This is a genomic window from Devosia enhydra (assembly GCF_900119845.1).
Lineage (GTDB): Bacteria > Pseudomonadota > Alphaproteobacteria > Rhizobiales > Devosiaceae > FPKU01.
The window spans coordinates 887,018-898,490 of sequence record NZ_FPKU01000001.1; the positions used below are offsets into that span (position 1 = coordinate 887,018).

Here is an 11,473-nt window from a genome sequence, read left to right on the forward strand (position 1 = left end):
GGGCTTCGAAGCGACGGCGGAGCCGGGCAATCCGTCCGGTGGACGGATTGAAGCTGAGAAGGCCATGAGAGCTACGCTCGAATGGCGTGAGGTCGGCCGAAGGCCGGGTGAGGGGGCCTTGCCCCAAACGCGATCGCAAGACACGTTCAATCAATGTAAACCCAACCCCCACCACCAGAACGCTCGCCATGCGCCTCACCACCAGCATCGACCGCTTCCCGCTTCGCCAGCGCTTCACCATCGCGCGCGGCTCCAAGACCGAGGCGGTGGTGGTCAACGCCACCCTGAGCGATGGGACGCATGAGGGCCGTGGCGAGTGCGTGCCCTATGCCCGCTATGGCGAAACCGTGGAGGGTGTTCGCGCCGCCATCGATGCGCTTGCCCCAGCCATCGCCGCAGGCCTCGACCGCACGGCGCTACAGTCGGCTCTGCCGCCCGGCGCCGCCCGCAATGCGCTCGATTGCGCCTTCTGGGACCTGGAGGCAAAACGCGCCGGCCGCCGCGTCGCCGACCTTGCCACCCTGCCCGCGCCAGCCCCTGTCGCCACCTGCTTCACCATCAGCCTCGACACGCCCGAGACCATGGCTGAGGCCGCGAGTCGGGCCGCCCATTTGCCTCTTCTCAAGCTCAAGCTGGGCGCCGAAGGTGACGAGCATCGTCTCACCGCCATCCGCTCCGCTGTCCCGCAGACCCGGCTGGTGGTCGATGCCAATGAGGGCTGGCGGATGGATGTGCTGCCTGCGCGCCTCGCGCTCTGCGCCCGCCTCGGCATCGCGCTCGTCGAACAGCCCCTGCCCGCCGCCAACGATGCGGCGCTCGCCACCATCGCGCACCCCGTGCCCATCTGCGCCGATGAGAGCGTGCATGCCCATCTCGGCGATCTCGCCGGCCGCTACGACGCCATCAACATCAAGCTCGACAAGACGGGCGGGCTGACGGAAGCCATCGCGCTGGCGCAGGCCGCGCGCGCTGCGGGGCTCAAAATCATGGTGGGCTGCATGGTGGGCTCGTCGCTGGCCATGGCCCCGGCCCTGCTGCTCGCGCCTTGCGCGAGCTGGGTCGATCTCGATGGTCCACTGCTGCTCGCGCAGGATCGCGAGCCTGGTCTTGCCATCACAGATGGCGTCATCGCGCCCTTTGGCACCGAAGTCTGGGGCTGATCAGCCGGCGCTGGTATCCGTCAGCACGCGGCCCGCGCTCACATCGATGCGCATGCCATCGAAGGCCGGCTCGACGAAATCCGGCGTTTCCCCACGCAGCGTCTCATAATCGAGATCGATATGCAGGTTGGTCAGCACCGCCTGCTTGGGCCTGTGCTGGTCGACCAGCGCCAGCGACTCCGTGAGGCTCAGATGGCTCGGATGCGGCGTGCGCCGCAGCGCGTCGAGCACCCACACATCGAGGCCGCTCACCGCAGCTTCCGACTCGGGCGGAATGCCCGAGAGATCGCAGGAATAGGCGAAGCGCCCGATCCTGAACCCCAGCGAGTCGATGTTCCCATGCACCTGCCGGAAGGCCGAAACCGTCAGCGGGCCGCCGGCGCCGGTGACCGTCACGGTCTCGCCGGGCTCGATGATGTTCTGGTTGAGGATCGGCGGATATTCGCTGTTGGGCGGCGCGGTGAAGCAATAGGCGAAGGCCGAGACGATGCGGTTGGCCGCCTCCTGGCTGAAATAGACGTCCACCCGCTTGCGGCTGTTGAGCGCCAGCACCCGCAGATCGTCGATCCCATGGGTGTGGTCCGCATGCTCATGGGTGTAGAACACCGCATCCACGGCCCCGACCCGCGCATCGAGCAACTGCTCGCGCAGGTCGCAGCCGGTATCGACGATGATCCGCGTCGGCGTCTCGACGCCAGGCGCGAAGGCTTCCACCAGCAGCGCGCAGCGCCGCCGCCGGTTGCGCGGATTGACGGGGTCGCAATCGCCCCATTTATTGCCCAGCCGCGGCACCCCGCCCGATGAGCCGCAACCCATGATGGTCGCGATGATCCGCTGCCCGGTCACGCCCCGACCCCGGTCTTGCTGAACAGCCGCCCGAAATTGGCTGTCGTTTCCGCCGCCAGCGCCTCGAGACTCAGCCCGCGCACGTCTGCCAGCTTTTCCGCCGTGTGCCGCACGAAGGCCGGCTCATTGTCCGCCCCGCGATGCGGGATCGGCGCGAGATAGGGCGCGTCGGTTTCCACCAGATACCGGTCGGCCGGCACTTCGCGGGCCACGGCCCGGATCTCCTCGGCATTCCGGAAGGTGATGATGCCCGAAAACGAGAGATACCCGCCCAGCTCCAGCCCTGTCCGCGCCAGCTCGCGCCCCGCGGTGAAGCAGTGGAGAACAAAGGGGAAAACGCCTTTTTCCGCCTCATCCTTCAATATGTTGGCCATGTCCTCATCGGCCGAGCGGCTGTGGATAACCAGTGGAAGACCTGTGGATCGCGCTGCCGCGATATGGCGCCGCAACCCCGTTGCCTGCGCCTCGCGCGGCGCGTTGTCATAGAAATAATCGAGCCCAGCCTCCCCGATGCCGACGCAGCGCGGATGCTCGGAAAGCCCGATCAGGTCCTTTGTCAATACATGCAGTTCCTCGTGGGCATTGTGCGGATGCGTCCCCACCGTGCACCACACCTGCTCATTGGCCTCGGCAATGGCGCGAATGGTCGCAAACCGCTCCACCCGCGTGCCGATGGTCACCATGCCGGTCACCCCGGCCGCCTCGGCGCGCGCCAACACCCCCGGCAAATCCGCCGCCAGCTGCTCGAAATCAAGATGGCAATGGCTGTCGATCAGCATGACGTCGATCCGCCTTCCACCCACCGCGTCATTCCTGCGAAAGCAGGACTCTCTGTTTGACGATGCTGGCCAAGTGAACGGAGATTCCTGCTTTCGCAGGAATGACCCCGAGGTTGGGTTGAACGCCCAGCCCCCATCGGCGCCGCAACAGCCCCCCTCCCGCCCGCAACAGCCTCATCCTGAGGTGAGAAGGCGAAGCCGCAGCCTCGAAGGACGAGGCGTGCCACGATGCTCTCGCCCCGCAGGACCGCACCCAAGCCCCCCGTCACGCCTTGGGCACCTCGAACTTGCGGAACACCGGCTGCGGCACGGGCAGCTGGGTGCCGGCCACCAGCCCGATACCCTCGGCCCCGGCCCGCTCGATGGTCCGCTCTGCTTCTGGCACCGCAAGCGCATCGAGCATCTTGGCCGCCGAAGCCGGCACGAAGGCCAGCGCGGCGATCGCGGCCCGGCGCACCACATCGGCGGTCACGGTCAGGATCGTGCCCATGCGCGCAAGGTCGGCCTTCAGCCCCCAGGGCGCTTGCTCGGCGAAATAGAGGTTGGCGGCGTTGAGCAGCGTCACGAATTCCGCCGTCGCCTCATGCACCAGCTGCTGGTCCATCGCGACGGTCATCCTGCCGATGGTCTCGCGCGCCAGCGTAAGGATCGCGAGATCGACATCGGCCGGCGCCGCCTCGGGCAGCACGCCGCCGAAGTTCTTCTGGATCATCGAGAGCGAGCGCTGCGCCAGATTGCCAAAATTATTGGCGAGATCGGCATTCGAGCGGTTGATCAGCTTCTCGTTGGAATAATCCCCGTCCTGCCCGAACGACACTTCGCGCAGGAAGAAATAGCGCACCGGGTCGGCCCCGAATTCCTCAACCAGCGCAAAGGGATCGATGACATTGCCGAGGCTCTTGCTCATCTTCTGCCCATCCACGGTCAGAAACCCGTGGGCGAAGACGCGATGCGGCACCTCGAGCCCCGCGCTCATCAGAAAGGCGGGCCAGTAGACGGTGTGGAAGCGGATGATGTCCTTGCCGATCACATGCAGATCGGCCGGCCAGAAGGTGCGGAAAGCCTCACTCTTGTCGTCGGGAAACCCGACCCCGGTGATGTAGTTGGTGAGCGCGTCCACCCACACATACATCACATGCCCATCCGCCCCCGGCACCGGGATGCCCCAGTCGAAGGTGGTGCGCGAAATCGAGAGATCCTGCAGCCCGCCCTTTACGAACGAGATGATCTCGTTGCGCCGCTCCCGCGGCGCGATGAAATCGGGATTGGCCTCGTAGAGGTCGAGCAGCTTCTGCTGGTAGGCCGAGAGGCGGAAGAAATAGGTCGGCTCTTCCACCCACTCCACCTCGGCGCCCGAAGGCGCGAAGCGCTTGCCGTCCTTCTCGGTCAGCTCGGCCTCGTCGAAATAGGCCTCGTCGCGCACCGAATACCAGCCCTTGTAGGTCGACTGGAAGATATCGCCATTGCTGCTGGCCGCCATGCGCTTCCAGATGTCCTGGCTCGCTGCGTGGTGGCGCGGTTCCGTGGTGCGGATGAAATCGTCGTTCGAGATCTCGAGCACGCCCGCCAGCCGCTTGAACTCGGCCGAGTTGCGATCCGCCAGTTCGCGCGGGGTCACGCCCTCGCGCGCGGCGGTCTGCACCATCTTGATGCCGTGCTCGTCCGTGCCGGTGAGAAAGAACACCTCACGCCCCTCGAGCCGCTTCCAGCGGGCGATGGCATCGGTGGCGATCATTTCATAGGCATGCCCGATATGCGGGGCGCCATTGGGATAGGAGATCGCGGTGGTCACATAAAAGGGCTTGGCGGTCATCGGGGCTCGGCGGGGGTGCGCGAAAAATGCGCCCTCATGGCGTCGAAGACCGAAACCAGCGTCTGCCTGAAATCGAGGTTGAGGCTGTCGGCATCCGAGAAAAGGGCCTGCGCCTTCTCCCATAGCTCGGAGGCTGAGGCAAGCCGCCTGCGCGCCTCGGGGCCCGCAAGCGCCGCATCGCGCGCCTCCTGCGCGATCCGCTCAAGCATCAATTCGCGCGCGAACCGTGCTGCCGCTCCATCGCGATCCCCGCCCAGCGCATCGGCCAGCGCCAGCTGGCTGCCGCGCTCGGTGGTCGCGGGGCTTTCGAGCCATCCCCGCAAGGCCGCGATGCCGGTGGCATCGGCCAGCTTCAACGCCTCGAAGCCCCGCCGCGGCCGTCCCTGCGCCAGCCCCACCGCATCGCCGATGCGCTGGGCCGGTGCACCGGCCGCCTCCAGCACCGCGCGCACCCCTGCATCGGGCAGTGGCCTCAGCGCGATCTGGTGGCAGCGCGATTTGATGGTCGGCAGCAACCCGCCGGGCCGGTGTGAAATCAGCAGGAAGGCGGTGTCGGGCGGCGGCTCCTCGAGGATTTTCAGCAGCGCATTGGCGGCGCTGGCATTGGCGTCGTCGATCGCGTCGATGATCGCCACCCGATGCCCGGCCCGCCCGCGCGTATGGTGCATCCGGTCCTTGAGCGCACGCACCTCATCCACCCGGATGACGGTATAGAACCCCTTGGTGTCGCGCGGCGCCTTGCGCAAAACGAAGAGATTGGGGTGCGATCCGGCGCGCACCTGCTCGTCCACCCGGTGCGCATCCTCGTCGCCCGTCGCAGTCAGGATCTCGCGCGCCAGCGTAAAAGCAAAAGTCGCCTTGCCGATGCCCAGCGGTCCGTGGATCATCATGCCGCTCGGCAGCCGCCCCGCCGCGATTTGATCGCGCACGGCAGCGAGCTGCGCCTCGTGCCCCACCAGGGTCGGCGTCAGCTCCGGGGGCGCCACACCCTCGATGTGGTCGGCCTCGCGTTGCGGTGCGTCCTCGCTCACGCGCCCGGCCCGGCCACCGTCTCGGGATAGCGACGCGTGATCGTGTCCCAGATTTCCTGTTCCAGGGCCTCGGCACCCTGATTGGCCGGTATCACCACGCAGCGCTCGGGATTGTCGCGCGCGATGGCCAGAAATGCCTCGCGCAGCCGCTGGTGCCAGTCGAGCTCTTCCTTCTCGAACCGGTCGCCGGTCGCAACGAGAGCCTCTTCAGGCGCCCGCTCCCGCACCCGCTCGAAGGCGAGGGCCGGGTCCATGTCGAGCACGAAGGTCAGGTCGGGCTTGCGCCCGTCGAGCGCCAGCACCTCGAGCGCCGCGATCAGCTTCTCCTCCACCCCGCCCGTCAGCCCCTGATAGGCGCGGGTGGAATCGTGGAAGCGGTCCGAGACAACCCATTTGCCGCTCTCGAGGCTGGGCGCCACGAGCTGCTTGACGTGGTCGAGCCGCGCCGCTGCGAACAGCACCGCCTCCGCCCCTGCACCCCAGCTTTCGGGCCGTCCCTGCAGGATGAACGAGCGGATCGCCTCCGCCCGTGGCGTTCCGCCGGGCTCGCGCGTCCGCACCGCCCCGATCGAGACCTTGGCGAGATTGTCGACGAGCCGCCTGGCCTGGGTGGATTTGCCCACCCCCTCCCCGCCTTCGAAGGTGATGAACCGCGCCTTGCCGCGCCCGGGCATGTCAAGCATCGCCATCGCCTTTCGACGCCGGGATCGTCACAGCCAGCCCAGCGCCAGCTGCTTCAGCGCATCGGTGGCCTGGCGCACGATGTCGCCCTTGTCCACCGTCTTGCCGGCATAAAGCGGGGTCTGCTGCACCGCATCGCCATTGCAGAAGAGGTTGAGCGTCGCCACCTGCGCGCCCTCGTCCACAGGCGGGCGCAGCGGGCCCTCATAGGTGATCGTGCCCGTCGGGCAATCGCGCGCGCCGCGCGGCATGAAGAGCTCGATCTTGTCCTTGCCCACCAGCGGCACAGATCCGTCGGCCCCACCATAGACATTGGCCCAGCCCACGATCTCGTCGCCCTCATAGAGCGTCACGAGTTCGAAGCCGCGCGTGCCCCAGGTGATGAGCTTGCGCCCTTCCTCGGCCCGCTCGCGCTCATTGGCGAGACCGTGCAGCACGGCGATCAGGCGTCGGCCGCCCTGCGTCGTCGAGGCCACGATGCCGTAGCCGGCTGCCTGGGTGTGGCCGGTTTTGAGGCCATCCACCCCGATGCCCATCTCGACCAGCGAATTGCGGTTGGGCTGGCGGATCTTGTTCCACGTCATCTCGGATTCCGAGAAATAATGGTACCAGTCCGGATAATCGCGAATGAGGTGGCGGCCCAGATCGGCGAGGTCCCGTGCCGTCGAATATTGCTCGGGGTCCGGCAGCCCGGTCGCATTGGTGAAGTGCGAGCCTTCGAGCCCCAGCTCCTCGGCCTTGCGGTTCATGATGTTGGCGAAGGTCTCCTCGGTGCCGCCGATGCCTTCCGCCAGCGCGATCGCCGCGTCATTGCCCGACTGGATGATCACCGAGCGCAACAGGTCCTCTACGCGGATGCGTGAATTGACCTCGGCGAACATGGTCGAGCCGCCCGAGGTGGTGCCGCCCTCGCGCCACGCCTTTTCGGAGATGAAGAATTCCTCGTCCATGCTGAGCCGGCCGCGTGCGATCTCGTCAAAGACCACTGCAACCGTCATCAGCTTGGCCATGCTGGCCGGTTCGAGCCGCTCGTCGGCGTCCTTCTGGAACAGCACCGTGCCGGTCTCGTGGTCCATCAACACGGCGAAGGGCGCCTTGGTGTTGAAGTCCTGCGCCTTTACGGCAAGTCCCGAGACGGAGCTTGCCAGCGCAATCCCGAACGCAAAGGCTATGGTCATGGCGCGCATGCGGCGTCCTCCCCTTTCCGCTGGCATCCGGCGGGCAACCGATCTGCCTCGGCGGCTCCATCTCGCCACTGCCCCTGCCCGGGCCGCGGCGCTCTTTGAGCCTATGGAATAGACCCCAGCCTAGTACAGGACAATGTCCCCAAGGCCAAGTTCGCTGGCCAGGGCGAGCACATCGGCGCGATCCACGCCGGGCTTGAGGCCCCTGATGCTCACCTGCGTGCGCGGGGTGCCGTCCTGCGTGATTTCAGTCAGCTCCACCGCCGCCAGCCGCGCAAAGGCCATGGCTGTCTCGCGCGCCTTGTCGGCCGCAAAGCTGCCGATCAACGCCTGCATCGCTTCGCCCTGGGGCGGCGCGATGGTGCCGCTGGCCATGGCGCTGGCTGCCGAGGCCGCGCCGGTCTCTACCGGTGCCATCGCGGCGCCATCGGCGTAGCCGAACATCGAGAACATGCCCCGCGCCATGTCGCCCAGATTGCCGGGACCCTGACCCTGCATCGGCTGCGGTTGAGGAATTGAGGGATCGACCATCGCGATCATCGTGCGCCCGCGTTCGAGCGTCGTCTGCCGGTCGACGCTCGCCATCAGCATGCGGGTGTCGTCGCCCTCGAGCGGCGCCGGCCCCACATACTGCACATGCACATTGCCCACCCCATGCCCCACATAGCCGAGGATCTCGGCAGCGCGGTGCGACAGGTCGATGACCCGGCCGCTCATGTAAGGTCCGCGATCATTGACCCGCACCAGCACGGATCGCCCCGTATCGGTGTTGGTCACCCGCGCATACGAAGGCAACGGCATGGTCGGGTGCGCCGCCGTGATGGCATTGGCCGAAAAGATCTCGCCATTGGCCGTCAGCCGGCCATGGAAGTCCGAGCCATACCACGAGGCCTGGCCACGAGCCTCATAGCTGGGGTCTTCGCTGGGCGTGTAGACCTTGCCGCGAACCGTATAGGGCTTGCCCACGAGATAGCGTCCACCCCCGCGCGGCGGATTGGGATTGCTCGTCACGCGCGGCGAAACCTTGACGCCGAATTCCTTGCTCGAAAACGCATCCCGCTTCACGGACGCTCCGAGATCGGCGAAGCCGCCACAGGCGGCCAGCAGCGGCAGCGTCACGACGGCAAGGGCGGCGAAGCGCATGCGGCGCGTCATCGATCGGGTCGGGGAGGGGCTGGTCAACTCGGCGGTCCGATATAAGAGGTGGTCGTCGATCGCCGCACTCTAAACGACCCATTCGCCCCGCGCCCGCCCCAAGCGTCGGCATGGTTTCTCATCGCTTAATTTGATTCAAATTGCCGCGATCTGCATCTCGACACGTCATGCCACGCGACTTCGTCGATTTCCCACGGTTTTGCGGCATTCCCGCACGGTATCTCACAGTGCCGCCTGTTAAGTTTCGGCACGATTCGCGTCCCTGTTCGAAAGTTATCCCCATGCAGCCATCCCGTGATCTCGACGGCCTCGTTGCCATCATGGCCGCCCTTCGCGACCCTCAGACCGGCTGTCCCTGGGATATCGTTCAGGACTTTGCCTCCATCCGGCACTACACCATCGAGGAAGCCTATGAGGTCGCCGACGCCATTGAGCGCAGCGATTTTGTTGCGCTGCGCGAGGAGCTTGGCGACCTTATCCTCCAGCCCGTCTATCACGCCCAAATGGCCGCGGAGGCCGGGCTTTTCGATATCGCCGACGTCATTGAAACGGTGACCCAGAAGCTCATCCGCAGGCATCCGCATGTCTTCGGCACCAATCGAGAAGCCGACGCCGAAGCCGCCCAGGGTCGCTGGGAGGCCATCAAGGCCGAGGAACGTCGGAAAAAGGCCGAAAATCAAGGCCCTGACGCCCCTCTCCCCTCCCTGCTCGACGATGTTCCCGCCCCCCTGCCCGCCCTCGCCCGCGCCCAGAAACTCACCAAGCGCGCCGCCTCGATCGGCTTCGACTGGCCCGATATTCCGGCCGTCATCGCCAAGGTGCGTGAGGAGTTCGACGAGGTCCAAGCCGCTGAAACACAAGAGGAAAAGCAGGAGGAGGTAGGCGATCTCCTGTTCGCTGTCGCCAATCTGGCACGCAAGCTCGGCGTCGATCCGGAGGCGGCGCTCCGCGACGCCAACCTCAAATTCACCCGCCGATTCCATTACGTCGAATCGCGCTGCCGCGAAGATAGCGTGGCCCCCGCCGAAGCTGGCCTAGACCGGCTCGACGGCTACTGGAATGAGATCAGGGCGAAAGACAAGAAGCGGGACTAAGCCGCTGCTCGGTCAATCTTTTTCCAACCTGTCCCCGAACCGTTCGGCGAAGGCTATACTGTGCCGAGGTTCAACCCGAACCTCATAGACCTGGTCGGTCTCGCCCGGCTCGCCTCGGTTCACGACTTCCGAATGGCTGTAGAGCCAGGCGACATCGGCGCCATCCTGATGAGCGATGCGCACCTTGAAGGTCCGGCTCTCCGCGCCCATCGCCCGCTCGATGGTCTGGAGCAGGAGGTCGATGCCCTCCCCCGTCTGGGCCGAGACCGGCACCGAGGCAAACACCCGCCCGGCCGGCTGTACGCCAGCCAGCGCGGGTCGCTCGCCATCGCCGGCCCGTTCGAGCATGTCGACCTTGTTCCAGACCTCGATGATCGCGACCTTCTCGCCGCTAACCCCAAGCTCCGCCAACACTTTCAGCACGTCGCTGGCCTGCGCGGCATGGTCGGCATTGGCCACGTCCCGCACATGCAGGATCACGTCGGCATCCACCACCTCTTCGAGCGTGGCGCGAAACGCAGCAACCAGGTCGGTCGGCAGGTCGGCAACGAAGCCCACGGTATCGGACAGCATCACCTCGCGCCCATGCGGCAGCTCGATCTTGCGGATCGTGGTATCGAGCGTCGCAAAAAGCAGGTCCTTTGCGAAGACGCCGGCCCCGGTCAGCCGATTGAAAAGGCTCGACTTTCCGGCATTGGTGTAGCCCACCAGAGCGACAGTGCTGAACGGCACCGCATCGCGTCGCCCGCGCTGCTGGGCTCGCGTCTTGCGCACCTTCTCGATGCGATCTTCGAGATGGGCAATGCGCTCCTGCAGCAGCCGCCGATCGCTTTCGATCTGCGTCTCACCCGGACCGCCCAGGAAGCCGAAGCCGCCCCGCTGCCGCTCCAGATGGGTCCAGGACCGGACCAGTCGGCTCTTCTGATAATTGAGATGGGCAAGCTCGACCTGCAGCACGCCCTCGCGCGTCGCAGCCCGTTCACCGAAAATCTCGAGAATCAGCGCCGTGCGATCGAGCACCTTGGCGCCCGTCTCGCGCTCCAGATTGCGCTGCTGGATGGGCGACAGCGCCGTGTCCACCAGCACGAGCTCGACGCCCATCTCCTTGACGCGCTTGGTGATTTCCGCGACGTGGCCAGCCCCGAGAAATGTTGCGGGACGGACCTCGCGCACCTTCATGATCTCGGAAAAGGCGATGTCGAGCCGAATGGCCTCGGCAAGACCTTCGAACTCGGCCTTGCGCGCCTCCACCCCATGCAGGTTGGCTTGTCCCCGCACATCGGGAATGATGAGCCCGGCACGTGTGGGGGCGGCGCGCTGGTCGATCAGGCCATCATCGTCCCGACCATCCTCGTGGATGTCACCCATGAAGCGGCCCGATCACTCGCTGTCGGCCGTATGCTCGGGATCGAAAAGCTGGATCGGCGCACCGGGCATGATCGTCGAAATGGCGTGCTTGTAGACCAGTTGCGACTGGGCGTCGCGACGCAGCAACAAGCAGAAATTGTCGAACCAGGTGATCACGCCCTGAAGCTTGACGCCGTTCACGAGGAAAATGGTCACCGGGACCTTGTTCTTGCGGACGTGGTTGAGGAACGAATCTTGAAGGTTCGGGCTTCTCTCGACGGGCATTTTGAGCCTCTTCTGGGGCAGCACTGACGCTTTGCTGCCACTTGTCCGTTTCTGTTGGCGGCCGGCTTGGGGTGCCGCCGTCGCCATGGAAAGTGCAC

Annotated in this window: 11 protein-coding genes; 2 read left to right on the top strand and 9 right to left on the bottom strand. The window is 65.9% G+C overall.

All coding sequences use genetic code 11. The features are described from left to right. Window positions 1–188: 188 nt before the first annotated feature. Window positions 189–1,160: an N-acetyl-D-Glu racemase DgcA gene (gene dgcA, locus BT183_RS04315; RefSeq protein WP_072339341.1), complete on the top strand. Its 972-nt coding sequence runs from the start codon at window positions 189–191 to the stop codon at window positions 1,158–1,160. On the opposite strand, the gene BT183_RS04320 is transcribed toward dgcA, so the two are convergent. The 7 genes from BT183_RS04320 to BT183_RS21125 form a co-directional block, all read right to left on the bottom strand. Next, on the bottom strand, window positions 1,161–2,006 hold the full coding sequence (locus BT183_RS04320) for an MBL fold metallo-hydrolase (protein WP_342077869.1): 846 nt from the start codon (window positions 2,004–2,006) through the stop codon (window positions 1,161–1,163). Beyond that, window positions 2,003–2,785: a TatD family hydrolase gene (locus tag BT183_RS04325; RefSeq protein ID WP_072339343.1), complete on the bottom strand. Its 783-nt coding sequence runs from the start codon at window positions 2,783–2,785 to the stop codon at window positions 2,003–2,005. Before BT183_RS04325 ends, BT183_RS04320 begins: the two co-directional genes overlap by 4 nt. Before the next feature lie 265 nt (window positions 2,786–3,050). Next, a complete protein-coding gene (metG, locus tag BT183_RS04330) occupies window positions 3,051–4,598 on the bottom strand; it encodes a methionine--tRNA ligase (protein ID WP_072339345.1) in 1,548 nt (515 codons plus the stop codon). Further along, window positions 4,595–5,629: an AAA family ATPase gene (locus BT183_RS20985; RefSeq protein WP_072339347.1), complete on the bottom strand. Its 1,035-nt coding sequence runs from the start codon at window positions 5,627–5,629 to the stop codon at window positions 4,595–4,597. The genes metG and BT183_RS20985 overlap by 4 nt, the downstream gene beginning before the upstream one ends. After that, on the bottom strand, window positions 5,626–6,312 hold the full coding sequence (tmk, locus tag BT183_RS04340) for a dTMP kinase (RefSeq protein ID WP_244545242.1): 687 nt from the start codon (window positions 6,310–6,312) through the stop codon (window positions 5,626–5,628). Before tmk ends, BT183_RS20985 begins: the two co-directional genes overlap by 4 nt. Before the next feature lie 27 nt (window positions 6,313–6,339). Further along, the gene (locus tag BT183_RS04345; RefSeq protein ID WP_143145658.1) at window positions 6,340–7,497 is read right to left on the bottom strand and encodes a D-alanyl-D-alanine carboxypeptidase family protein; all 1,158 of its coding nucleotides are present in this window, start codon (window positions 7,495–7,497) and stop codon (window positions 6,340–6,342) included. A gap of 120 nt (window positions 7,498–7,617) precedes the next feature. Next, entirely contained in the window at window positions 7,618–8,676 is a 1,059-nt protein-coding gene (locus BT183_RS21125) for a septal ring lytic transglycosylase RlpA family protein (RefSeq protein WP_280173908.1), read from the bottom strand. A gap of 140 nt (window positions 8,677–8,816) precedes the next feature. Here BT183_RS21125 and mazG point away from each other — a divergent pair, with 140 nt between their 5' ends. Next, complete coding sequence (gene mazG / locus BT183_RS04355; protein WP_342077876.1) at window positions 8,817–9,743, top strand: nucleoside triphosphate pyrophosphohydrolase; 927 nt, start codon at window positions 8,817–8,819, stop codon at window positions 9,741–9,743. 12 nt (window positions 9,744–9,755) lie between these two features. Here mazG and hflX read toward each other — a convergent pair whose 3' ends face one another. Together hflX and hfq are read right to left on the bottom strand one after the other, a co-directional pair. Continuing rightward, window positions 9,756–11,111, bottom strand: a complete 1,356-nt coding sequence (gene hflX, locus BT183_RS04360) for a GTPase HflX (RefSeq protein ID WP_072339355.1) — start codon at window positions 11,109–11,111, stop codon at window positions 9,756–9,758. Window positions 11,112–11,123: 12 nt separating this feature from the next. Then, window positions 11,124–11,375 (bottom strand): RNA chaperone Hfq, encoded by a 252-nt coding sequence (hfq, locus tag BT183_RS04365; protein WP_072339357.1) that lies wholly within the window; start codon window positions 11,373–11,375, stop codon window positions 11,124–11,126. Window positions 11,376–11,473 lie beyond the last annotated feature (98 nt).